At 71.1% G+C, this 23223-nt stretch carries 19 protein-coding genes, 1 tRNA gene and 1 pseudogene; 9 read left to right on the forward strand and 12 right to left on the reverse strand.

What is annotated here, in order from left to right:
- Window positions 1-28: 28 nt before the first annotated feature.
- Complete coding sequence (pyk, locus tag AC27L3_RS18915) at window positions 29-1465, forward strand: pyruvate kinase (protein ID WP_487235221.1); 1437 nt, start codon at window positions 29-31, stop codon at window positions 1463-1465.
- Here pyk and AC27L3_RS18920 read toward each other — a convergent pair.
- The gene (locus tag AC27L3_RS18920) at window positions 1462-1977 is read right to left on the reverse strand and encodes a WYL domain-containing protein (RefSeq protein ID WP_487235345.1); all 516 of its coding nucleotides are present in this window, start codon (window positions 1975-1977) and stop codon (window positions 1462-1464) included. The two genes, pyk and AC27L3_RS18920, sit on opposite strands and share 4 nt — an antisense overlap.
- Window positions 1978-1979: 2 nt before the next feature.
- On the opposite strand from AC27L3_RS18920, the pseudogene AC27L3_RS18925 reads away from it, so the two are divergent.
- Window positions 1980-2213 (forward strand): annotated as a pseudogene (locus AC27L3_RS18925) (VOC family protein); the annotation flags it as partial.
- A 48-nt stretch (window positions 2214-2261) separates the two neighbouring features.
- Window positions 2262-2585, forward strand: a complete 324-nt coding sequence (locus AC27L3_RS18930) for a DUF6191 domain-containing protein (RefSeq protein ID WP_487235222.1) — start codon at window positions 2262-2264, stop codon at window positions 2583-2585.
- Between the two features lie 21 nt (window positions 2586-2606).
- Here the strand turns inward: AC27L3_RS18930 and AC27L3_RS18935 are convergent, their stop codons facing one another.
- Both AC27L3_RS18935 and AC27L3_RS18940 read right to left on the reverse strand, forming a co-directional pair.
- Window positions 2607-3395 carry a transposase gene (locus AC27L3_RS18935; RefSeq protein WP_487235223.1) on the reverse strand — a complete coding sequence of 263 codons (789 nt, stop codon included), beginning with the start codon at window positions 3393-3395 and terminating at the stop codon, window positions 2607-2609.
- 87 nt (window positions 3396-3482) lie between these two features.
- Window positions 3483-3565 (reverse strand) — tRNA-Leu (locus AC27L3_RS18940).
- Window positions 3566-3655: 90 nt separating this feature from the next.
- Between AC27L3_RS18940 and AC27L3_RS18945 the strand changes: the two genes are divergently transcribed.
- Window positions 3656-4303, forward strand: coding sequence for an ANTAR domain-containing response regulator (locus tag AC27L3_RS18945; RefSeq protein WP_365964876.1), 648 nt, complete (start codon window positions 3656-3658; stop codon window positions 4301-4303).
- 56 nt (window positions 4304-4359) lie between these two features.
- Here AC27L3_RS18945 and AC27L3_RS18950 read toward each other — a convergent pair whose 3' ends face one another.
- From AC27L3_RS18950 to AC27L3_RS18980, 7 genes are all read right to left on the reverse strand, one after another.
- Entirely contained in the window at window positions 4360-5076 is a 717-nt protein-coding gene (locus tag AC27L3_RS18950) for an ABC transporter ATP-binding protein (RefSeq protein ID WP_487235224.1), read from the reverse strand.
- Window positions 5073-5873 (reverse strand): ABC transporter ATP-binding protein, encoded by an 801-nt coding sequence (locus AC27L3_RS18955; RefSeq protein ID WP_487235225.1) that lies wholly within the window; start codon window positions 5871-5873, stop codon window positions 5073-5075. The genes AC27L3_RS18950 and AC27L3_RS18955 overlap by 4 nt, the downstream gene beginning before the upstream one ends.
- Window positions 5870-7666 carry a branched-chain amino acid ABC transporter permease gene (locus AC27L3_RS18960; RefSeq protein WP_487235226.1) on the reverse strand — a complete coding sequence of 599 codons (1797 nt, stop codon included), beginning with the start codon at window positions 7664-7666 and terminating at the stop codon, window positions 5870-5872. The genes AC27L3_RS18955 and AC27L3_RS18960 overlap by 4 nt, the downstream gene beginning before the upstream one ends.
- A 5-nt stretch (window positions 7667-7671) precedes the next feature.
- Window positions 7672-8604 (reverse strand): branched-chain amino acid ABC transporter permease, encoded by a 933-nt coding sequence (locus AC27L3_RS18965; protein WP_487235227.1) that lies wholly within the window; start codon window positions 8602-8604, stop codon window positions 7672-7674.
- Window positions 8605-8702: 98 nt separating this feature from the next.
- Window positions 8703-9938: a branched-chain amino acid ABC transporter substrate-binding protein gene (locus AC27L3_RS18970; protein ID WP_487235228.1), complete on the reverse strand. Its 1236-nt coding sequence runs from the start codon at window positions 9936-9938 to the stop codon at window positions 8703-8705.
- A gap of 288 nt (window positions 9939-10226) precedes the next feature.
- Window positions 10227-10688, reverse strand: coding sequence for a PaaI family thioesterase (locus AC27L3_RS18975; protein ID WP_487235229.1), 462 nt, complete (start codon window positions 10686-10688; stop codon window positions 10227-10229).
- 67 nt (window positions 10689-10755) lie between these two features.
- Window positions 10756-13056 (reverse strand): FdhF/YdeP family oxidoreductase, encoded by a 2301-nt coding sequence (locus AC27L3_RS18980; RefSeq protein ID WP_487235230.1) that lies wholly within the window; start codon window positions 13054-13056, stop codon window positions 10756-10758.
- A 260-nt stretch (window positions 13057-13316) separates the two neighbouring features.
- On the opposite strand from AC27L3_RS18980, the gene polA reads away from it, so the two are divergent.
- From polA to AC27L3_RS19000, 4 genes are all read left to right on the forward strand, one after another.
- On the forward strand, window positions 13317-15974 hold the full coding sequence (polA, locus tag AC27L3_RS18985) for a DNA polymerase I (RefSeq protein WP_487235231.1): 2658 nt from the start codon (window positions 13317-13319) through the stop codon (window positions 15972-15974).
- Between the two features lie 279 nt (window positions 15975-16253).
- Window positions 16254-16388: an SPW_0924 family protein gene (locus tag AC27L3_RS18990; RefSeq protein WP_487235232.1), complete on the forward strand. Its 135-nt coding sequence runs from the start codon at window positions 16254-16256 to the stop codon at window positions 16386-16388.
- Between the two features lie 15 nt (window positions 16389-16403).
- Window positions 16404-17486 carry a cell envelope lipid trafficking protein PgfA gene (gene pgfA, locus AC27L3_RS18995; protein WP_487235233.1) on the forward strand — a complete coding sequence of 361 codons (1083 nt, stop codon included), beginning with the start codon at window positions 16404-16406 and terminating at the stop codon, window positions 17484-17486.
- Entirely contained in the window at window positions 17483-17674 is a 192-nt protein-coding gene (locus tag AC27L3_RS19000; RefSeq protein ID WP_365964866.1) for a hypothetical protein, read from the forward strand. The genes pgfA and AC27L3_RS19000 overlap by 4 nt, the downstream gene beginning before the upstream one ends.
- A 131-nt stretch (window positions 17675-17805) precedes the next feature.
- Here the strand turns inward: AC27L3_RS19000 and hrpB are convergent, their stop codons facing one another.
- Entirely contained in the window at window positions 17806-20352 is a 2547-nt protein-coding gene (gene hrpB / locus AC27L3_RS19005) for an ATP-dependent helicase HrpB (protein ID WP_487235234.1), read from the reverse strand.
- Window positions 20353-20356: 4 nt separating this feature from the next.
- Entirely contained in the window at window positions 20357-21160 is an 804-nt protein-coding gene (locus AC27L3_RS19010) for a class I SAM-dependent methyltransferase (protein ID WP_487235346.1), read from the reverse strand.
- Window positions 21161-21636: 476 nt separating this feature from the next.
- Between AC27L3_RS19010 and rpsA the strand changes: the two genes are divergently transcribed.
- Window positions 21637-23130, forward strand: coding sequence for a 30S ribosomal protein S1 (gene rpsA, locus AC27L3_RS19015; RefSeq protein ID WP_344437057.1), 1494 nt, complete (start codon window positions 21637-21639; stop codon window positions 23128-23130).
- The last annotated feature ends 93 nt before the right edge of the window (window positions 23131-23223 follow it).

A 23223-nucleotide genomic window follows, 5' to 3' on the forward strand; every position in this document is an offset into this window, starting at 1 on the left:
ACCGGTCAGTAGGTCCTAGAGTCGAGACATGCGCCGAGCGAAAATCGTCTGCACCCTGGGCCCCGCCACCGATACGTACGAGCAGATCAAGGCACTGATCGAGGCCGGCATGGACATCGCCCGCCTCAACCTCAGCCACGGCACCCACGCCGACCACGAGGCCCGGTACCAGCGCGTACGCAAGGCCGCCGAAGAAACCGGCCGCAACGTCGGCATCCTCGCCGACCTTCAAGGCCCGAAGATCCGCCTCGGCCGCTTCCACGAAGGCCCCGTACTCCTTGAACGCGGCGACACCTTCACCATCACCGTCGAGGAAACCCAGGGGGACCGCCACCACTGCGGCACCACCTACCCCGGCCTCGCCACCGACGTCACCAAAGGCGAACGCATCCTCGTCGACGACGGCCGCGTCACCCTCGAAGTCGTCGAAGTCGACGGCCCCCGCGTCAAGACCCTCGTCCTCGAAGGCGGCATGGTCTCCGACCACAAGGGCCTCAACCTCCCCGGCGTCGCCGTCTCCGTCCCCGCACTCTCCGAAAAGGACGTCGAAGACCTCCGCTGGGCCATCCGCACCGGCGCCGACATCATCGCCCTCTCCTTCGTCCGCAACGCCCACGACATCGACGACGCCCACCGCGTCATGAACGAAGAAGGCCGCCGCCTCCCCGTCATCGCCAAAATCGAAAAACCCCAAGCCGTCGACAACCTCGACGACATCGTCGCCGCCTTCGACGGCATCATGGTCGCCCGCGGCGACCTCGGCGTCGAAATGCCCCTCGAAACCGTCCCCATCGTCCAAAAGCGCGCCATCAAACTCGCCAAGCGCAACGCCAAGCCCGTCATCGTCGCCACACAAATGCTCGACTCGATGATCGACGCATCCCGCCCCACCCGAGCCGAGGCCTCCGACGTCGCCAACGCCGTCATCGACGGCACCGACGCCGTCATGCTCAGCGGCGAGACCAGCATCGGCAAACACCCCGTCGAAACCGTCCGCACCATGAGCCGCATCCTCGCCGCCGCGGAAGAGGACATCCTCGCCAAGGGCCTGCCACCCCTCACCGAACGCAGCAAGCCCCGCACCCAGGGCGGCGCCGTCGCTCGCGCCGCCGCCGAAATGGGCGACTTCCTCGGCGCCAAATACCTGGTCGCCTTCACCCAATCCGGCGACACCGTCCGCCGCCTCTCCCGCTACCGCTCGCCGATCCCCCTGCTGGCCTTCACACCCGAACCGGCCACGCGCTCACAACTCAACCTCACCTGGGGCGTGGAAGCCTTCCTCGGCCCCATGGTCCAGACGACGGACGAGATGGTGAACCAGGTCGACGAATACCTGCTGCGGATCGGCCGCTGCCGGCGCGGCGACATGGTCATCATCACCGCAGGCTCACCCCCGGGCACCCCGGGAACCACCAACCTCGTCCGCGTCCACCACATCGGAGAGGACGACGCACCGAAGACCTAGGCGGACACGTTCTCCGCCACCAGCTCCCGCGCGCGACGCAACACGGCCTCCCGCACCTCCTCCGGCCCGACCACCCGCAGCGGCGTGCCCAGACCGACGAGGTACCCGGCAAGACCCTCCACATCCGGACCACCGATCTCGACCATCGTCGCACCGGGACCATCCGGACGATGACTGCCCACCGTCGCCGGCACCAGCCGCAGGGCCTCGTCCATCGGCACCGGCAACCGCACCGTCGCACACACCGGATACGGACCCGTCGCAACCGACCTCGACACCAGCAGCGCCGGATCGGGCGGATCGACCACCACCACCACCGGACGCCCGGTCGGCTCCACCCCGTCGACCCTGTCCACCCGAAACGTCCGCCACCGATCCCGCGCCACATCCCGCGCCACGAAATACCACCGACGACCCGTATGCACCAGGCGGTACGGATCCACCTCCCGTACCGTCGCCCGTCCCTCCCAGTCCCGGTACGACAGACGAACCCGCTCGTCCTGCTCGGCCAGGAGGCGCGGCCGGCCTCGGCTTCAACCGCCTGACCGACTACCGCCGCCCCACCTGGCCCGACCCCACCCAGGAGAAGCAGGCCCACATCGAAGTCGGCGTCGACGACCTGGACACGGCCGAGGCCCACCTGCTGACGATGGGCGCCACGAAGCCGGAGCACCAGCCCGAGCCCGACCGGTGGCGCGTCCTGCTGGACCCCGCGGGCCACCCGTTCTGCATCTCGACCCTGGTTTGAACAGGCGGCCAGGGGAACTGTCATGCCTGACCGGTGCGTTGGCCGGTCATGGTGATGATGGTGGGCCTGCTGTTCATGACTGCGCTGGTGATCGTGCCGTTCACATTCGCCTCGATCCGGTACATGGTCCTGCGATCGAAGCGCCCGTCCTGGTTACGCCGCCGGCTGGCGGCGCGCTCTCCGCACAGCGGGGTCGGCCTGGGAGCCACGGTGACCGAGGAACTGCACGCGTTCATGAATGCCAACAAGCGCGTGCAGATCGAGCGGCGCCAGGTGGACCTGGTGCTGAGGGACGACGTGCACGGCGGTGCGCCGCCGCGCATGGGCGTCGACCTGGAGGCGGGGAAGGCCGTGATCCGGCGGCGTGGGTAGCTGCTGGTCGGAACCGGCGTCTCAGTACTTGGGGCCGATGTGGGCGTCCATGAGGGCGACGGAGGCGCGACGGGCGACGGAGATGTTGTAGGGGTTCGTGCCGCGGCGGGTCACCTTCCACTCCACGCCGACCCGGTCGAGGGTCTCGCCGCAGAGTCGCAGGAGGTCCTCGGACTTATTGGTGAAGAAGTAGCGCGGGTACTCGTACCGCTTGCGTTCACCGCCGATCAGGCGGGTCGTCCAGTTGGTGATGCGGCACCCGTCGGAGTGGACGAGGCCGCGTATGAAGCCCCACGGGTGCGCGTCCACGATGCGTTGCTGCCAGGGCTCCAGGGCGATGGTTCGTTCATGCTTCTTCCCGGGGCCGTGCTGCGGGAAGACGCACGGAAGGTGCTTGGAGTAGACCTTCACGTTGTGACAGCCGGTCCGTCGCACACGACAGACGGAGTTGTCGGGGAAGACGGCCTTCATGGCAGCCTCGCAGGAGTCCATCAGCCCGGGCCAGTTGTCGCCGCAGGTGATCATGAGGCTGGGTGCTCGGTGCTGCGAGTACTGGATGATGTGGCCGTCGCCCAGGTACAGGGCCAGCAAGTAGGAGTAGGCGGCCTCGTCCAGCGGTCGGCCGTCGCATCGTGGACAAGGCCGGTTGGGTTTTCCGGGAAGAGATCCGCGTCTCGTTCGCTCTTGGTGGAGCCAGTAGCCGACGGTCCCGGCAGGGACGGACAGCCGTCGGGCCACCTCGGCGTTGGTGACGCCGGACTCGATCAGGTCGAGAGCCTTCTGTCGCACGCCAGTGCCATGAAGTCGCATGCGGTCACCCTGTGTGACCAGCTCGTGACGCGCCAGTGGATTCGGGGGAATTCACGCGACGGTGAAATTCCGCTTTTGCTGAATGTGTGCCGGGTGCGGGACTCGAACCCGCAAGCCCTCTCGGGCAGATGTGTTTGAGACATCCGTGTATACCGTTCCACCAACCCGGCCAGCACGGCGTCGTCAGCTTACCTTGTACGGGCCGAGGGCGTCTCGCAGGTAGGCTCATAAGGCACCACCTGTCCCGAACGAGGAGACCCGTGAGCGCCGCCGAGCCCCAGCCGCCTGTCGACGACGAGCCGCAGCACACCCCTCCGCAGACCACCCGTGTCGTGATCGCCGAGGACGAGGCGCTGATCCGTCTCGATCTGAAGGAGATGCTCGAGGAAGAGGGCTACTCCGTCGTCGGTGAGGCGGGCGACGGGGAGACCGCCGTGGCGCTGGCGCGGGAGCACCGGCCCGACCTCGTGATCCTCGATGTGAAGATGCCCGTCCTCGACGGGATCTCCGCGGCCGAGCGGATCGCGGGGGAGTCGATCGCGCCGGTGCTGATGCTGACCGCGTTCTCGCAGCGCGACCTGGTGGAGCGGGCCCGGGACGCGGGCGCCATGGCGTACCTCGTGAAGCCGTTCAGCAAGAGCGACGTCGTGCCGGCGATCGAGATGGCGGTGTCGCGGTTCGCGGAGCTGCGGGCGCTGGAGAAGGAGGTCGCGGATCTTTCGCTGCGGCTGGAGACGCGCAAGCTGGTGGACCGGGCGAAGAGCATTCTGCAGACGCAGTACGGGCTGACGGAGCCGGCGGCGTTCCGGTGGATTCAGAAGACGTCGATGGATCGGCGGATGTCGATGCAGCAGGTGGCGGAGGCCGTGATTCAGGACGCGGAGGAGAAGAAGGCGCAGCGGGGGTAGTGCATCCCTTGCCCCAGGGGCCCTGATCCGGTCGTTCGGCCGGGTCGGGGCCTTTTTCAGTCTTCGCCGAGGTAGGCCTTGCGGACGGATTCGTCGTGGAGGAGGTCGGCTCCTGTTCCGGACAGGACGATCCTGCCGACTTCCATGACGTGGCCGTGGTCGGCGAGGGACAGTGCGGCCTGGGCGTTCTGTTCGACGAGCAGGATGGTGGTGCCGGTGGCCTTGAGCTCGGCGATGGTGTCCATGATCTTGCGCATCATGATCGGTGAGAGGCCCATGGAGGGTTCGTCGAGCATGAGGAGTTTGGGTCGGGACATGAGGGCGCGGCCCATGGCGAGCATTTGTTGTTCGCCGCCCGACAGTGTGCCGGCGGCTTGGTTGCGGCGTTCGCCGAGGATGGGGAAGAGGTCGTAGACGCGCTGTGCGTCCTTCGTTATGGCCGCTGTGTCCTTGCGGAGGAAGGCGCCGAGCTGGAGGTTTTCGGCGATGGTGAGGCGGGGGAAGATGTGGCGGCCTTCGGGGGAGTGGGCGAGGCCGCGGGCGACGATGTCGTGGGCGGGGATGCCGGCGAGGGGGTGGCCGTCGAAGTGGATGGTGCCGGCGAGGGGTGGGTGGAGGCCGGAGAGGGTGCGCAGGGTGGTGGTTTTTCCGGCGCCGTTGGTGCCGATGAGGGTGACGACCTGGCCGGTTTCGACGGTGAAGCTGATGCCTTTGACGGCTTCGATTTTTCCGTAGGCGACGCGGAGGTTTGTCACTTCGAGGAGTGCGGTCATCGGTCGGTCTCCTCCGGGGTGGGGGTGCCGAGGTAGGCGGCGATGACGCGGTCGTCGTTCTGGACGGTTTGCGGGGTGCCTTCGACGAGTTTTTCGCCGTGGACGAGGACGGCGACGTGGTCGCAGAGGTTGAAGATGAAGCGCATGTCGTGCTCGATGACGAGGACGGCTATGCCTTGGTCGCGGATGGCGCGGACGAGGTGTTCGGCGGCGCGGGTTTCCTGGGGGTTCATGCCGGCGGTGGGTTCGTCGAGGAGGAGGAGTCCGGGGTCGCTGGCGAGGGCGCGGGCTATTTCGAGTTTTCGTTGTTCGCCGTAGGGGAGGTTGCGGGCGAGGTGGTCGCGTTTGGGGGCGAGGCCGGTGAAGTCGAGGAGTTCCATGGCGCGTTGTTCGGAGGCTTTTTCGGCGTGGCGGAAGCGGGGGCCGCGGAGGAGGGCGGAGAGGAGTCCTTCTTTGGTGCGGGTGTGGCGGCCGACGAGGACGTTTTCGAGGACGGTCATGTTGGCGAAGAGGCGGATGTTCTGGAAGGTGCGGGCGATGCCGGCCTGGGTGACGAGGTGGGGTTTGGGCGGGAGGACGGTGCCCTGGTAGGTGACGGTGCCTTCGGTGGGGATGTACAGGCCGGTGAGGCAGTTGAAGAAGGTGGTTTTTCCGGCGCCGTTGGGGCCGATGAGGCCGACGATCCGGCTGGGGTGGACGGTGAGGTCGACGGCGCGTACGGCGGTGAGGCCGCCGAAGCGCATGGTGACGCCGGTGGCGGCCAGGACGGGGGGCGGGGGCGGTGGGGTGGTGGTCATGCGTCCGCCTTGGTGAGTGTCGTGGCCGTGGCGGCCGTGGTGTCCTCGTGGAATTCGAGTTGTTGCCGGCGGCTGGGGATGACGCCTTCGGGGCGGAAGCGCATGAGGAGGATGAGGGCGATTCCGAAGGCGAGGAGTTGGTAGTCCTGGAGGAATTGGAGTTTGGCGGGGATGAGGTAGAGGAGGGCGGCGCCGAGGAGGGGTCCGGTGATGGTGCCCATGCCGCCGAGGATGACGGCGGCGAGGAGGAATGCGGAGTTGGGGGGTACGGGGCCGGCGAATACGTAGAGTTCGGGGACGACGGTGCGGGAGACGTGGGCCTGGACGGTGCCGGCGAGTCCGGCGAGGGTGGCGCCGAGGGCGAAGGCGATGAGTTTGAGGCGGAATCCGTTGATGCCCATGGCGGTGGCGGCGGTTTCGTCCTCGCGGATGGCGACCCAGGCGCGGCCGATGCGGCTGTTTTCGGCGCGGCTGAAGACGAGGATGACGAGGACGGTGAAGAGGAGCATGAGGAGGTAGTAGTTGGCGAAGGGGGTGAGGGTGATTCCGGCGAGGGTGTGGGTGTTGCCGAAGTCGTAGCCGAAGAGGCTGAGGTCGGGGATGTTGGGGATTCCGTTGGGGCCGTTGGTGAGTGAGGGGCCGGATTCGCCGTTGAGGTTGCCGACGGCGATGCGGAAGATCTCGCCGAAGCCGAGGGTGACGATGGCGAGGTAGTCGCCGCGCAGGCGCAGGGTGGGGGCGCCGATGACGACGCCGAAGACGAGGGAGGCGGCGGCACCGGTGAGGACGGCGGCCCAGAAGGGGAAGTGGAGGTGGAGGGTGGAGGCGGTGGAGCCGGAGACGAGGGCGGCGGTGTAGGCGCCGACACCGAGGAAGGCGACGTAGCCGAGGTCGAGGAGGCCGGCGAGGCCGACGACGACGTTGAGGCCGAGGGCGACGGTGGAGAAGATCAGGATGTTGACGATGATGAGGGTGTATTCGTCGGTGTTCTGGGTGAGGGGGAACGCCACGGCGGTGGCGAGGGCGGCGGTGAGGGTGACGCCGCGGTGGGTGCGGGTGAGGGCCCTCAGGCGTCGGCCGAGGCCGGCGGTGGCCAGGGCGGCGGTGGTGAAGCCGGTGAGCAGTAGGAAGCCGGTGAAGAGTTCGCCGTAGGCGGTGGCGATGCCGTAGGTGAGGACGTACAGGCCGAGGCCGAAGGCGGCGGCGATGACGAGGATTTCGGCCCAGGTGGGCAGGGGCCGGGGCGGCGGGAGGGGGGTGCGTGCGGGGCGCAGGGCGTGCAGGAGCGCGTCGGCGGTGGCGCGGAGCCGGCCGGGCGTAGGGGCGTCTTCGGTGGTGTGTCGTGGGGGCGCGGGCAGGGCGAGTGCGCCGATGGTGGCGAGGAGGGTGGCGGCGCCGGCGATCCAGCCGCCGGGTTCGAGGTTGACGAGGCCGCCGAGGTCGGTGGCGATGGTGATGAGGGTGTACCAGGTGGTGGCGAGGGTGGCGAGGCTGAGGTGGAGGGTGGGGGTGTGGGTGTGTGAGGGGTTGAGCCAGCGGAGGCCGGGGAGTCCGGCGGTGGCGAGGAGTTGGGCGAGGGTGAGGAGGGCGCCGGTGAGGGTGAGGAGTTGGAGTCCGCCGGGGTAGCCGGTGACGGTGAGGTTGCCGGGGAAGGCGGTGGTCCAGGTCCAGGGGAGGAAGGTGGAGGCGAGGGCGAGGGCGGCGCCGCCGGCGGTGATCAGGCGGGCGGTGGCCGGGGGGAGGGGGATCACTGCACGGTGTTCCCCGGTGGCGGGGTGTTCGGTCCTGGTCATGTCTCTCACGCCCGATCCGCGACGCGTTCGCCGAGCAGGCCCTGGGGCCTGACGAGGAGGACGACGATCAGCAGGACGAAGGCCCAGACGTCCTTCCAGCCTGCGCCGCCGAGTTGCTGCATGCCGGGTATGTGCTGGATGTAGGTGGTGGAGAGGGCCTCGGCGATGCCGAGGACGACGCCGCCGAGCATGGCGCCGTAGATGTTGCCGATGCCGCCGAGGACGGCGGCGGTGAAGGCCTTCAGGCCGAGGATGAAGCCCATCTCGAAATTGATCTGTCCGGCGCGCAGTCCTTGGGCGACGGCGGCGACGGCGGCGAAGGCGCCGCCGATGGCGAAGGCCAGGACGATGATGCGGTCGGTGTTGATGCCCATGAGTTTGGCGGTGTCGGGGTCCTGGGCGGTGGCCTGCATGGCGCGGCCGGTGCGGCTGCGGGCGACGAAGAGGCCGAGGGCGAGCATGCACAGGGGGGCCGCGGCGAGGACGAAGAGGTCGTCGCGCTGGAGGTGGAGGTTGGCGGTGATTTCGAGGGCGTCGCCGTGGAACTGGGGGAAGCTGCGGGACTTCTTGGCGTCGGGGTAGAAGGCCCAGACGAGTTGCTGGAGGGTGATGGACAGCCCGATGGCGGTGATGAGCGGGGCGAGGCGGGGTGCGCCGCGCAGCGGGCGGTAGGCGAAGCGTTCGGCGGCGGTGGCGACGGCGACGGAGGCGAGGGCGCCGCCGAGGAGCATGAGGGGGAGGGCGGCGGCGAGAGGGACGGTGTCGGGGAGCCACAGCCGTACGGTGAGGGCGCCGAAGCCTCCGATCATGACGATCTCGCCGTGGGCGAAGTTGATGAGTTGGACGATGCCGTAGACCATCGTGTAGCCGATGGCGATCAGGCCGTAGAGGGTGCCGAGGGCGAGTCCGCTGACCAGGGTTTGCGGCAGTTCGTGCACCGACGTGCCTCCCCGTTGGGTGTGGGTCGCGGCCCCGCGCGGGTGGATTTCGCGCGGGGCTGGGCCGGGTGTGGGAGCGAGGGTGGTGCGGGGCGGGGTCAGTCCTTGAAGGTGGCGCTCTTGAGGGTGGTCCAGGCGTTGTTCTTGACCTGGTAGACCGTGAGCTGTTTGTTGGTGGTGTCGCCGTACTGGTCGAAGGAGACCTTGCCGGTGACCCCGTCGAAGGAGACGCTGCTCATGGCGTCGAGGACCTTGGTGCGGGGATTGGCGGGGAGTTTGCCGTTGTTGTCCGCGACGGCTTTCTTCACTGCCTCGATGATGGCCCAGGCGCCGTCGTAGGCGTAGCCGCCGTAGGTGGCGTAGGGGTCCTTGTAGCCGGCGTCCTTGTATCCGGTGACGAATTTCTTGGCGGAGTCGAGGTCTTCGACGGGGTAGCCGACGGAGGTGGCGAGGTCGCCGTCGTTGCTTTCGCCGGAGGCGGTGATGAAGCCGGGGTTGTACATGCCGTCGCCGCCCATGAGGGGGATGCGGGCGCCGGCTTTCTTGACCTGGTCGGAGAGCAGGCCGGCCTCGGGGAACTGGCCGCCGAAGTAGACGGCGTCGGCCCCGGCGTTCTTGATCTTGTTGGCGGTGCCGGAGAAGTCGGTCTCCTTGACGGTGAGGTGGTCGGTGCCGACGACGTCGCCGCCGAGGCGTTTGAATTCCTGGGCGAAGAGGGTGGCGAGTCCGACGCCGTAGGTCTGTTTGTCGTCGACGACGAAGACCTTGCGCTTGCCGGCGTCCTTGTAGAGGAACTGGGCGGCGAAGCGGCCCTGGATGATGTCGGTGGTGGCGGTGCGGAAGTAGGTCTTGAAGGGGCGTTTCTTCTCGCCGGTGGCCCAGTTGTCGCCCTGGCTGAGGGCGGGGTTGGTGTTGGCGGGGGAGACCTGGGTGAGGTCGGCCTTGGCGAGGACGTCCTGCATGGACTGGGCGACACCGGAGTTGACGGGGCCGACGACGCCGATGACGTTCTTGTCGGCGGCGAGTTTGGCGGCGTTCTGCTGTCCGGTGCCGGGCAGGGCCTGGTCGTCGAGGGCGGTGATGGCGAAGGTGACGCCCTTGACCTCGTTGTTCTTGTTGGCGGTTTTGACGGCGAGGTCGACGGAGTTCTTGATGCCCTGGCCGAAGGGGGAGAGCGAGCCGGTCAGCGGGACGGTGATGCCGATGGTGACGGTGGTCCTGCCGCCGTCGTCGCCGCTGCCGCTGTTGCCGCTGTCGCGGGAGCCGCAGGCGGTCAGCAGCAGGGCACCGGTGGTCAGCGTGGTGGTGAGGGCGAGGAGGGAACGGTGTCGCACGGTGAGTCCTTTCCCTGGCGCGGCGGCCTCTGCTGAGGTGCCGTGTCGCTCGCCGGGCGGGGACGGCGGTGCGCGGTGCTGGGTCGGGCAGCCCGGCGGGGTGTGGTGCGCCGTGACTTTAAGGGCTGGGGGAGCGCGGGGGGCAGGGTGGCGACGGCGATGTGACTCTCTTGTTATGACGAAGATCACATTCCGCGCGGGTGTGCGGCGACCTGGGGCGGAGTCCGAGGCGTACGCGAACGGCCGGCCGCGGGTGCCGCGGCCGGCCGTCGGGGCAGGGGGTGGGCGTCAGGCGCCCTGGGCGTCGCGCAGGAGGCAGGTGAGGCGGGCGGAGCACACGCGCTTGTCCTGCTCGTCGGTGATGACGATCTCGTACGTGGCCGTGGTGCGGCCGCGGTGGATGGGCGTGGCGACGCCGGTGACCAGGCCGGAGCGCACCCCGCGGTGGTGGGTGCAGTTGAGGTCGACGCCGACGGCGATGCGGCCGGGGCCGCCGTGGAGCATGGCGCCGACGGAGCCGAGGGTCTCGGCGAGCACGGCCGAGGCGCCGCCGTGCAGCAGGCCGTAGGGCTGGGTGTTGCCCTCGACGGGCATGGTGCCCACGACGCGCTCGGGGGACGCCTCCACGACGGTGACGCTCATGCGCTCCCCGAGGTGGCCCGCGGAGAACAGGGCGCCGAGGTCGAGCCCGCTGTCGGCCCACTGGTCGAGGATCTCCTGCGGGAACGTGGTCTTGCTGTGCTCGCCCATGCGCTGTGGCTCCGATCACCCGTGGTCATTGTGATGTGAACGTTTTTTCAGCCGGAGTGTCCTGCCGTCAACTGCCGTCGGCCGCCGCGGATGCGGCGGCCGGTTCGAGCCTGATGACGACGGACTTGCTGGCCGGGGTGTTGCTGGTGTCGGCGGTGTGGTCCAGCGGGACCAGGACGTTGGTCTCGGGGTAGTAGGCGGCCGCGCAGCCGCGTGCGGTGGGGTAGTGCACGACGCGGAAGCCGGGCGCGCGGCGCTCGGTGCCGTCGGTCCACTCGCTGACGAGGTCGGCGTAGGCGCCGTCGGCCAGACCGTGGGCCCGGGCGTCGTCGGGGTGCAGCAGGGCGACGCGGCGACCGTTCTTGATGCCGCGGTAGCGGTCGTCGAGGCCGTAGATGGTGGTGTTGTACTGGTCGTGCGAGCGCAGGGTCTGCAGCAGCAGCCGGCCCTCGGGGACGTGGGGGTGCTCGACGGGGGCGGCGCTGAAATTGGCCTTGCCGGTGGCGGTGGGGAAGCGGCGGGCGTCGCGCGGGGCGTGGGGCAGGGTGAAGCCGCCGGGCCGGGCGACGCGGGCGTTGAAGTCCTCGAAGCCGGGGATCACGCGGGCGATGCGGTCGCGGATCGTGGCGTAGTCCTTCTCGAACTCCTCCCAGGGCGTGCTGCTGGCGGGGCCCAGGACGCGGCGGGCGAGCCGGCAGACGATGGCCGGCTCCGACAGCAGGTGCTCGCTCGCGGGGGCGAGGCGGCCGCGGGAGGCGTGGACCATGCCCATGGAGTCCTCGACGGTGACGAACTGCTCGCCGCCGGCCTGCCGGTCGCGCTCGGTGCGGCCGAGGGTGGGCAGGATCAGGGCGCGGGCGCCGGTGATGACGTGCGAGCGGTTGAGCTTGGTGGAGACGTGCACGGTCAGGCGGGCGCGGCGGATCGCGGCCTCGGTGACGTCGGTGTCGGGGGTGGCGGCGACGAAGTTGCCGCCCATGGCGAAGAAGACCTTGGCGTCGCCGTCGCGCAGGGCGCGGATGGCGCGGACGACGTCGAGGCCGTGATGGCGGGGCGGGGCGAAGCCGAACTCCTTCTCCAGGGCGTCGAGGAAGGCGGGGGCGGGGCGTTCGAAGATGCCCATGGTGCGGTCGCCCTGGACGTTGCTGTGGCCGCGCACGGGGCACACGCCGGCGCCGGGGCGGCCGATGTCGCCGCGCAGCAGCAGGAGGTTGACGACTTCCTTGATGGTGTTGACGGCGTGCTTGTGCTGGGTCAGGCCCATGGCCCAGCAGACGATGGTGCGGCGGGAGGCGAGGATCATGCGCAGGGCGCGCTCGATCTCCTCGCGGCGCAGGCCGGTGGCGGCGAGGGTCTGCTCCCAGTCGGCGGTGCGGGCGGCGTCGGCGTACTCCCGGAAGCCGTGGGTGTGCTCCTCGATGAAGGCGGTGTCGAGGGCGCCTTCGGTCTCGAGGAGGAGTTTGCCCAGCATGCGGAAGAGGGCCTGGTCGCCGCCGAGGCGGATCTGCAGGAAGAGGTCGGTCAGGGGGGTGCCGCGGCCGGCGAGGCCGCGGGCGTTCTGGGGGTTGTTGAACCGTTCGAGGCCGGCTTCGGGCAGCGGGTTGACGGTGATGATTTTGGTGCCGCCGCGCTTGGCCGTCTCCAGGGCGCTGAGCATGCGCGGGTGGTTGGTACCGGGGTTCTGCCCGGCGACGATGATCAGGTCGGCCCGGTGGAGGTCGTCGAGGAGGACGCTGCCCTTGCCGATGCCGATGGTCTCGCTCAGTGCGGAGCCGGAGGACTCGTGGCACATGTTGGAGCAGTCGGGCAGGTTGTTGGTGCCGTATTCGCGGGCGAAGAGCTGGTAGAGGAAGGCGGCTTCGTTGCTGGTGCGCCCGGAGGTGTAGAAGACGGCTTCGTCGGGGGAGGCGAGGGGGGCCAGTTCCTCGGCGATGATGTCGAAGGCGCGCTCCCAGGTGACGGGTTCGTAGTGGGTGGCGCCCTCGGCGAGGTACATGGGGTGGGTGAGGCGGCCCTGCTGGCCGAGCCAGTAGCCGCTGCGGGTGGCGAGCTCGGCGACGGGGTGGGCGGCGAAGAAGGCGGGTGCGACGCGGCGCAGGGTGGCTTCCTCGGCGACGGCCTTGGCGCCGTTCTCGCAGAATTCGGCGGCGTGGCGCTTGTCGGGTTCGGGCCAGGCGCAGCCGGGGCAGTCGAAGCCGTCCTTCTGGTTGACCTTGAGAAGGGTCAGGGCCGTGCGGCGCAGGCCCATCTGGTCGTTGGCCACGCGCAGCGTGTGGGCGATGGCGGGCAGTCCGGCGGCGGCGTGCTGTGGTGCGGTGACGCTGGGCGCGTCCTGGACGGGGTCGTCCTTGGGCGGGTTGCCTGCCATCTCGCTCCCCCTTGAGCGGCTCGGTGGGTACGGGGGTTCGTACCCCATCGGCGCCGATCCTGTCACGGGTGCGGGGCGCGGCCGGGGGAGGGTGACGCCGGTGGCCGGCGCGGTCGGTTCGGCGGTCGGGTTTGTCAGTGGGTCGTGGCAGGATCGGGTGCGTGGCAGCAAAGGCAGCGAATACCGCACCCAAAGCGGACGAAGCGAACGAAACGACCGGAACCGGGGCAGGGGAGGGAGGCCGGCGCCGTCTGCTGTTGATGGACGGGCACTCCATGGCGTACCGGGCGTTCTTCGCGCTGCCCGCGGAGAACTTCACGACCTCGGCCGGGCAGACGACGAACGCGGTGTACGGCTTCGCGTCGATGCTCGCCAACACGCTGCGTGACGAGCAGCCCACGCACTTCGCGGTGGCCTTCGACGTCTCGCGCAAGACGTGGCGCTCGGAGGAGTTCCCGGAGTACAAGGCGACGCGGTCGAAGACCCCCGACGACTTCAAGGGCCAGGTCGCCCTGATCGGCGAGCTGCTGGACGCGATGAACGTGCCGCGGTTCGCCGTCGACGGCTTCGAGGCCGACGACGTGATCGCCACGCTGGCCACCGAGGCGGAGAAGGAGGGCTACGAGGTCGCGATCGTCACCGGCGACCGGGACTCCTTCCAGCTGGTGACCGATGCCGTCACCGTGCTCTACCCCACCAAGGGCGTCTCCGAGCTCACCCGCTTCACGCCCGAGAAGGTGCAGGAGAAGTACGGCCTGTCCCCCCGGCAGTACCCCGACTTCGCGGCGCTGCGCGGCGACCCGTCGGACAACCTCCCCGGCATCCCCGGCGTCGGCGAGAAGACCGCCGCCAAGTGGATCAACCAGTTCGGTTCGTTCGCCGAGCTGGTGGAGCGCGTCGAGGAGGTCAAGGGCAAGGCCGGGCAGAACCTGCGCGACCACCTGGAGGCGGTCAAGCTCAACCGCCGCCTGACCGAGATGGTCCGCGACGTGGAGCTCGCCACCCACCCCGACGACCTGGCGCGCCAGGCCTACGACCGGCTCGCGCTGGCGACGTTCCTGGAGCGGCTGGAGATCCGCAACCCCGGCCTGCGCGACCGCCTGCTGGCCGCCGACCCGGGCGCCGAGTCGGCCGAGGAGGCCCCTGTCGAGGCGGGCGCCGAGGTCGAGGGCGTGGTGCTGGCCACCGGCGACGTGGCCCCCTGGCTGGCCGAGCACGGCACCGGGCCGCTGGGCGTGGCCGTCACCGACGCCTGGTCGCAAGGGGCCGGCCGCGCCGTGGAGGTCGCGCTGGCGACCGCCACCGGCCCGGCGGCGTGGTTCGACCCGGCCGAGCTGGACGAGTCCGACGAGCGGGCGTTCGCCGCCTGGATCTCGGACGGGGCGCGGCCGAAGGTGATGCACGACGCCAAGTCCGTCATGCGGGTCTTCGCCGAGCACGGCTGGCCCGTCGAGGGCGTGACCATGGACACCGCCCTGGCCGCGTACCTGGTCAAGCCGGGCCGGCGCTCCTTCGCCCTGGACACCCTGTCGGTGGAGTACCTGGGCCGCGAGCTGGCCTCGGCCGCCGCCGGCGACGGCCAGCTGGCCTTCGGCGCGGACGAGCAGGCCGAGGCCGAGGCGCTGATGGGCCGCGCCCGTACGGTGCTGGATCTGGGCGAGGCGTTCGCCGGGCGGGTCGCGGAGGTGGGCGCCGCCGGTCTGCTGACCGACGTGGAGCTGCCGACCAGCGCGGTGCTCTCGGGCATGGAGCGGGCCGGCATCGCCGCCGACCGCGCCTGGCTGGAGCGCATGGAGCAGCAGTTCGCCGCCGCGGTGCAGCAGGCGGTGCGCGAGGCCCACGAGGCCGCCGGGCGCGAGTTCAACCTGGGCTCGCCCAAGCAGCTGCAGGAGGTCCTCTTCGGCGAGCTGGGCCTGCCGAAGACGAAGAAGACCAAGACCGGCTACACCACGGACGCCGACGCACTGGCCTGGCTGGCGGCGCAGACCACCAACGAACTGCCGGTGATCATGCTGCGGCACCGGGAGCAGTCCAAGCTGCGCTCCACGGTCGAGGGCCTGATCAAGGCCATCGCCCCCGACGGCCGCATCCACACCACCTTCAACCAGACGGTGGCCGCCACCGGCCGGCTCTCCTCCACCGACCCGAACCTGCAGAACATCCCGGTGCGCACCGACGAGGGCCGGGCCATCCGGCGCGGCTTCGTCGTCGGCGAGGGCTTCGAGTCGCTGATGACCGCCGACTACAGCCAGATCGAGCTGCGCGTGATGGCGCACCTGTCGGAGGACGAGGGCCTGATCGAGGCGTTCACCTCCGGCGAGGACCTGCACACCACGGTGGCCTCGCAGGTCTTCGGCGTCGCCAAGAGCGAGGTCGACCCGGAGATGCGCCGCAAGATCAAGGCCATGTCCTACGGCCTGGCGTACGGCCTGTCGGCGTTCGGGCTCTCGCAGCAGCTGAACATCGCGGCGGACGAGGCCCGGCGCCTGATGGACACCTTCTTCGAGCGCTTCGGCGGGGTCCGCGACTACCTGCAGCGCGTGGTCGAGGAGGCCCGGGCCACCGGCTACACCGAGACCATGCTCGGCCGCCGCCGCTACCTGCCCGACCTCAACAGCGACAACCGCCAGCGCCGCGAGATGGCCGAGCGGATGGCGCTGAACGCGCCGATCCAGGGCACCGCCGCCGACATCGTCAAGATCGCAATGCTGCGGGTGGCCGAGGCCCTTCAGGCAGAGAAGCTCGCCTCCCGGATGCTGCTCCAGGTGCACGACGAAATCGTGCTGGAGATCGCCCCGGGGGAGCGGGAGAAGGTCGAGGAGATGGTCCGCCGCGAGATGGCTGGTGCGGTCGCCCTGAGCGCCCCGCTGGATGTGTCGGTGGGCGTCGGCAAGGACTGGGAGTCCGCCGCGCACTGACGCGGTCCGCAGTCCCTTGCAGGGGTCGGGGCGTGCCCGGCCCCCCCGCGAGGGGCGCGGCGGCAGCCGCGGACGGGCACTGCCCCGGCCCCTTGCCGGGCGCTGCGCGATCCGCCGGACAGGCCCCAGGGTGACGCCCGCCGCGGCCCCCGTCCTCCCGGTCCCGCCGGGAGGACGGGGGCCGCGGCCGTCGTGCGGTGTGGTTCTCATCCGCGGCGGGCGTTGCTACCCTCCCCCACGACCTGACGCCCCGTCAGGCATCTGCCGGGAGGCCGACCCATGCGCGCACTGGCCGCCGCGGCCGCAGGAGCGGCCGCCGCCCTCGCCCTCGTCCTCGCCGTCACCGCCGTCGGCCCGCCCGACAGCGGCACCTCGCCCGAGCCCCTGCTCACCTTCGCACCCGCCCACCCCTGAGCGGGGAGGCCGGCCGTGCGCCGCACCGCGAGCCTGGTCCTGCTCGGCCTCGCCGTCTTCTTCGCCGTCCTCGCACCCCTGCTGCGCTCCTACGCCTACCCCCGGCTCGCCCAGGTCCCCACCGGCCGCTACCAGAGCATCGTCATGGAGGCCAAGGACGCCACCCTCGTCGACTACGGCACCCTGCGCCCCCGGCAGGTCCCCCGCGTCACCATCACCCAGACCCTCAAGGGCAACGCCGAGGAGGCCCGGCGGATCAAGGACGCCACCGGCCGCGACGTCGTCGTCTGGGACACCCTCTCCCACGCCGCCGGCCCCGACGGCGCCATGGTCTCCAGCATTCCCGAGCGCTACGTCTTCGACCCCCACACCCAGCAGCCCGTCCACGCCGGCGGCGAGCACGTCGACGGCACCCCCGTACGGCGCGACGGCATCGAATTCAAGTGGCCCTTCGGCGTCGAGAAACGCGACTACCGCTACTTCGACCTCATGACCCGCACCTCCGCACCCATCCACTACCGCGGCACCCGCACCTTCCACGGCCTGGAGGTCTACTTCTTCGAGCAGACCGTCCCCTGGACCCAGGTGCCGCTGCCGCGGAAGCTGCCGCTCGGTATCAGCCCCGACACCGTCCGGCAACTGGGGCTGGAGCGCTGGTACACCACCCGGCGCATGTTCTGGGTCGACCCCGTCACCGGCGCGCCCGTCAACGGCGAGGAGGTCCACCGCGAGGAGCTGCGCTGGACCGGGCAGCCGGGCAGGGAACCCATCACCGCCTTCGCCGGGCACGTGACGATGCGACCCGACTACCTCGACCACACCGTCTCCCTGGTCGCCTCCCAGCGGCAGCTGGTACTCCTGCTGACCACCTACCTCCCATGGGCCTTCGCCGCCCTGGCCGCCGCCCTGCTGGCCGCCTCGCTCCTGCTGGAGGCACACGACCGGCGCCGCGGCCATCGGCACGACAACCGCCACGCCGACCACCACGACCCTCACCACAACCGGCGTGCGCACGCGACACCCAGGGCACACGATGGAAGGAAACCCGAACGGGCGACCCCCGGCGAGGGGACGCCGAGCAGAGGAGGCCCGCCGTGAAGGAGACCCCCGAGGAGACGTCCACGACGTCCCGGCCGAGCCGGCTGTACACCGGCGGAGAACGCCCCTTCGACCCCGAGGACCTGGTCATGGCCTCCGGGCACGACGTGACGCCCGAACGCGTCGAGGCGGCCAAGCGCCTGATCGAGGAGAAGGGAGCGGCCGCCGTCGAGCGCTACCTCCCGTAGTGCAGCGCCCGTAGGGGCGCGGGGAACTGCGCGATCAGCCACGACGGCCTGCAGCACAGCACTCCGTCTGCGGGCGCGTCGTGGCTTGTCGCGCCGTTCCCCGCGCCCCTACAGGGCGCCGTATCCGCCGGCTAGCTGCGACGCGCGTTGGTGCGGCGCGTCGCCGTGGCCCCGGCCGGGTCCTCCGGCCACGGATGCCGGGGGTAGCGGCCGCGCAGCTCGGCCCGCACCGACCGGTAGCCCTCCCGCCAGAACGACGCCAGATCCGCCGTGACGGCCGCCGGCCGGCCCGCCGGCGAGAGCAGGTGCACGAGCACCGGCACCCGCCCGTCCGCCACCCGTGGCGTCTCCTGCAGCCCGAACATCTCCTGCAGCTTCACGGCCAGCACGGGCTGCTCACCGCCGTAGTCGACCCGGATCCGCGAGCCGCTGGGCACCTCCAGCCGTTCCGGCGCCAGCTCGGCCAGGCGCACGGCCTGCCCGTCCGCCCACGGCAGCAGTCGCTCCAGCGCCGCACCGGCGTCCACCCGCTCCAGGTCCGCGCGCCTGCGGGCCCGGTCCAGCTCCGGGCCGAGCCACTCCTCGGCGCGGTCGAGCAGCGCCGCGTCCGACACGTCGGGCCACGGCTCGCCCAGTACCCGGTGCAGGAACGCCAGCCGCTGCCGCAGCCCCGTTCCCTCCGCGCTCCAGCGCAGCAGCCCCGGGCCCTCCCGGCGCAGCCCCTCCAGCAGCGCCGCCCGTACCAGCGTCGCGTCCGGCGCGCTCAGCGCGGCCGAGGCCAGCTCCACGGCGCCCAGGCGCGTCACGCGGCGTGCCACCACGTCGCCCCGCTCGGGCGACCAGTGCACCTCCTCGCCCTCGGCGAACAGCGCCCCCGCGGCGGTACGGGCCGTCTCCTCGTCGATCACGGCGCCGAGCCGCACCCGGGCGGAGGCGGCCGTGACGGGCCGGTCCGCGACGGCCACCGCGAGCCACGGCGCACTGCGCAGGCGCGAGCCCTCGCCGAGCTCGGCCCGGGTGCCGGAGGCCATCAGGTACGACCCGCCCCCGCGCGCGTGCGCCACCCGCTCGGGGTACGCGAGCGCGGCCACGAGCCCGGCGGCGACGTCGTCGGTGGGGGAGTGCCCCCGCTCCGGGGCATCGGCCGCCCGCTCGCCGGGGGCGGTCACCGTGGCCAGGGCCTTCTCCAGGCGGCCGGCCTCGGCGCGCCAGCGCGCGGCGTAGGCGTCGGTGGCGCGGCGCGCCGTGCGCCAGGCCGCGGCGAGGTCGTCGCCGTACTCGCGGGGCGGTTCCTCGCTCAGCAGCGCCACCACCTCCGCCGCGCGGCGTGCGCCGACCTCCCGGGCGCCGTCCAGGAGAGCGCGCGCCAGGCGGGGGTGCACGCCCAGGCGCGCCATGCGCCGGCCGCGTCCGGTGGGGCGCCCCACCTCGTCCACGGCGCCCGTGGCCTGCAGCACGGCGCGCGCGGCGGCCAGTGCGCCGGTCGGTGGCGGGTCGAGCAGGGCCAGGCCGCTCGCATCGGGGTCGCCCCAGCACGCCGCCTGCAGCGCGAACGCCGTCAGGTCGGCCACCGTGATCTCCGCCGGCGGGAACGCCGGCAGCCGCGCCTCGTCGGCCTCCGCCCAGCAGCGGTAGACCGTGCCCGGCGCCTCGCGCCCCGCCCGGCCCGCGCGCTGCCGCCCGGCCGCCCGGGACGCCCGTACGGTCGTCAGGGCGCTCAGGCCCCGCGCGTGGTCCGTGCGCGGCTCGCGGGCCAGGCCCGCGTCCACCACGACCCGCACCCCCGGCACCGTCAGGCTCGACTCGGCGACCGCGGTCGCCAGCACCACCCGGCGCAGGCCGCTGCCGCCGGCCAGCACGGCGTCCTGGACCGCCGCCGGGGCCCGCCCGTGGACCTGGAGGACCTCCGCGCCCAGCTGCTGCGGGCCGCCCAGCAGGCCGGCCACGCGGCTGATCTCGCCGACGCCCGGCAGGAAGCACAGCACGTCACCGGTGCGCTCGCGCAGGGCGCGGCGCACCACGCCGGCGACGTGCTCCAGCAGCACCGGGTCCACCCGCAGGCCGTGCGGCGGGCGCACCGGCCGCTCCGGCGGCGCCCAGACGACGTCCACCGGGTGGGTGACCGACCGGGCCTCGACGACCGGCGCGCCGCCCAGCAGCCGGGCCCAGCCCTCGGCATCGGTGGTGGCCGATGCCGCGACCAGGCGCAGGTCCGGGCGCAGGGCGGCCCGGACGTCCAGCAGGAAGGCGGCGGCGGTGTCCGCGTCCAGGTGCCGCTCGTGGCATTCGTCGAGGACGACGACGTCGGCGCCGGCGAGCTCGGGGTCGCGCTGCAGGCGCTGCAGGAGCACACCGGTGGTGACAACCTCGACGACGGTGGCGGGCCCGGCCCGCCGCTCGCCGCGGACGGTGAAGCCGATCCGCCCGCCGACCGGCTCGCCCAGCAGCCAGGCCAAGCGCCGGGCCGCGGCCCGGGCGGCGATGCGGCGGGGCTCGGCGACGACGACGCGCCGCGGCGCTCCGCCGCCCGGCACCAGGCCGGCGAGCACCAGGGGGACGAGGGTGGTCTTGCCAGTGCCGGGCGGCGCGCACAGCACGGCCGCGCCGTGCTCGTCCAGGGCGCGCGTGAGGTCCGGCAGGGCACTGCGGACGGGCAGGTCCAGGAGGGCGTCGCGCATCGGGTCAGTCGCGGGCGCAGACGAAGACGGCGGTGCCGGGGATCAGGTGCCCGCGCAGCGGGGACCAGCCGCCCCACTCCTGCCGGTTCCAGGCGGGCCACTCCGGCTCGACGAGGTCGAGCAGGCGGAAGCCGGAGGTGACGACGTCGCGGACCCGGTCGCCGAGGGTGCGGTGGTGCTCGACGTAGACGGCCCGGCCCTCCTCGTCCTGTTCGACGTAGGGCGTGCGATCGAAGTAGGAGGCGGACACCGACAGCCCCTCGGGCCCGGGCTCGTCGGGGAAGGCCCAGCGGATGGGGTGGGTGACGCTGAAGACCCAGCGTCCGCCGGGCCGCAGCACGCGGTGCACCTCGCGCATGACCCGTGCCGGGTCGGCGACGAAGGGCACCGCCCCGTAGGCGGAGCAGGCCAGGTCGAAGGAGGCGTCGGCGAACGGCAGGGCGCCGGCGTCGGCCTCGACGAGCGGGAAGTCTGCGCCGATGCGCAGGGCGTGCTGGAGCTGGCGGTGGGAGAGGTCCAGGGCGACGGGCCGGGCGCCCTCGGCGGCCAGCCAGCGCGAGCACTGGGCGGCGCCGGCGCCGATCTCCAGCACGTCGCGGCCCGCGAGGGAGCCGGCGGGCCCGAGCAGGCGGGCCTCGGCCTCGTCCAGGCCCTCGGGGCCCCACACGAAGCGGTCGTCGCCCAGGAAGCCGCCGTGCTCGCTCTGGTACTCGTCGGCGTTGCGGTCCCACCAGCCACGGCTGGCCCGGCTGCTCTCGCTGTCGCCCGTCTCCCGGCGGGTCGCCTCGGGCTCGTACTCTTGGATCATGTCGGTGGTCGTGTCCCCGGCCTCGGCTGTGTCGCTGTGCATGCTCTGCGGTGGTCCTGCCCTGAATGGTCGTGCTCGGCCCGATCTTCGCAGGCGCGCGCCCGAACGTGACGCTACGGGGTGGTAGGGAGCCGGCGCGCGGTGCGTTCCCGTGTCCCGGGGGGCCCTCGTGGCCTCGCACAACCCGAGTTGTGCCGGATTTATGATGTTTCATCCCGGGTGGGCGCCTTCGCGCATTGACCGTGTCCGGCTGCCCCCGTATGCTACAAGTTGCGCTGCGGGCCTGCGCGCCTCAGACAGAGCAGGTCGCGCTCGCATCTGTTGTATGTCCCCTCGGTTTCCGAGGCGCTCCCGGTGGTCTTCGGGCTCTTTGCGGAGAGTGCGCCTCCAAAGCTGTCCGGCTTCGGCAGTGCGATACGGGCTCACGGCGTAGCAGTACCTACGACTTCAATGTCCGTACCGGAGCCCTTTCCCACATGACGAGCAGCACCGAGACCACCGCCACCACTCCGCAGGTTGCGGTCAACGACATCGGTAACGAGGAAGCCTTCCTCGCCGCGATCGACGAGACGATCAAGTACTTCAACGACGGCGACATCGTCGACGGCGTCATCGTGAAGGTCGACCGGGACGAGGTCCTGCTCGACATCGGTTACAAGACCGAGGGTGTCATCCCCTCCCGCGAGCTCTCGATCAAGCACGACGTCGACCCGAACGAGGTCGTCAAGGTCGGCGACGAGATCGAGGCCCTGGTTCTCCAGAAGGAGGACAAGGAAGGCCGCCTGATCCTCTCGAAGAAGCGCGCCCAGTACGAGCGTGCCTGGGGCACCATCGAGAAGATCAAGGAAGAGGACGGCATCGTCACCGGTACCGTCATCGAGGTCGTCAAGGGTGGTCTCATCCTCGACATCGGCCTCCGTGGCTTCCTGCCGGCCTCCCTGGTCGAGATGCGTCGTGTCCGCGACCTCCAGCCCTACGTGGGCAAGGAGCTCGAGGCCAAGATCATCGAGCTGGACAAGAACCGCAACAACGTGGTCCTGTCCCGCCGCGCCTGGCTGGAGCAGACCCAGAGCGAGGTCCGCCAGACCTTCCTCACCACCCTGCAGAAGGGCCAGGTGCGCTCCGGCGTCGTCTCCTCCATCGTCAACTTCGGTGCCTTCGTGGACCTGGGTGGCGTCGACGGTCTCGTCCACGTCTCCGAGCTGTCCTGGAAGCACATCGACCACCCGTCCGAGGTTGTCGAGGTCGGCCAGGAGGTCACGGTCGAGGTCCTGGACGTCGACATGGACCGCGAGCGCGTCTCCCTGTCGCTCAAGGCGACCCAGGAGGACCCGTGGCAGCAGTTCGCCCGGACCCACCAGATCGGTCAGGTCGTCCCGGGTAAGGTCACCAAGCTCGTTCCGTTCGGTGCGTTCGTCCGCGTCGACGAGGGCATCGAGGGCCTGGTCCACATCTCCGAGCTGGCCGAGCGCCACGTGGAGATCCCGGAGCAGGTCGTCCAGGTCAACGACGAGATCTTCGTCAAGGTCATCGACATCGACCTCGAGCGCCGCCGCATCAGCCTCTCGCTGAAGCAGGCCAACGAGTCCTTCGGTGCCGACCCGTCCGTGGTCGAGTTCGACCCGACCCTGTACGGCATGGCCGCGTCCTACGACGACCAGGGCAACTACATCTACCCCGAGGGCTTCGACCCCGAGGCCAACGACTGGCTGCCGGGCTACGAGAAGCAGCGCGAGGAGTGGGAGCGCCAGTACGCCGAGGCGCAGGCCCGCTTCGAGCAGCACCAGCAGCAGGTCATCAAGTCCCGCGAGGCGGACGCCGAGGCTGCCGCCGCCGGCGACCAGGCCGCTGCCCAGGCCGCTCCGGCCGGTGGCTCGTACTCCTCCGAGTCGGCCGACACCTCCGGTGCCCTGGCGTCGGACGAGGCGCTGGCCGCCCTCCGCGAGAAGCTCGCCGGCGGCCAGAGCTGAGGCTCTGCACCGAAGGCAGCTGACCGCAGCTGACTGATGTAAGGCCCGCTCTCCTTGGAGAGCGGGCCTTACTCATGTCCGTCACTCCACCTC

This window comes from Streptomyces sp. PKA51, assembly GCF_057552455.1.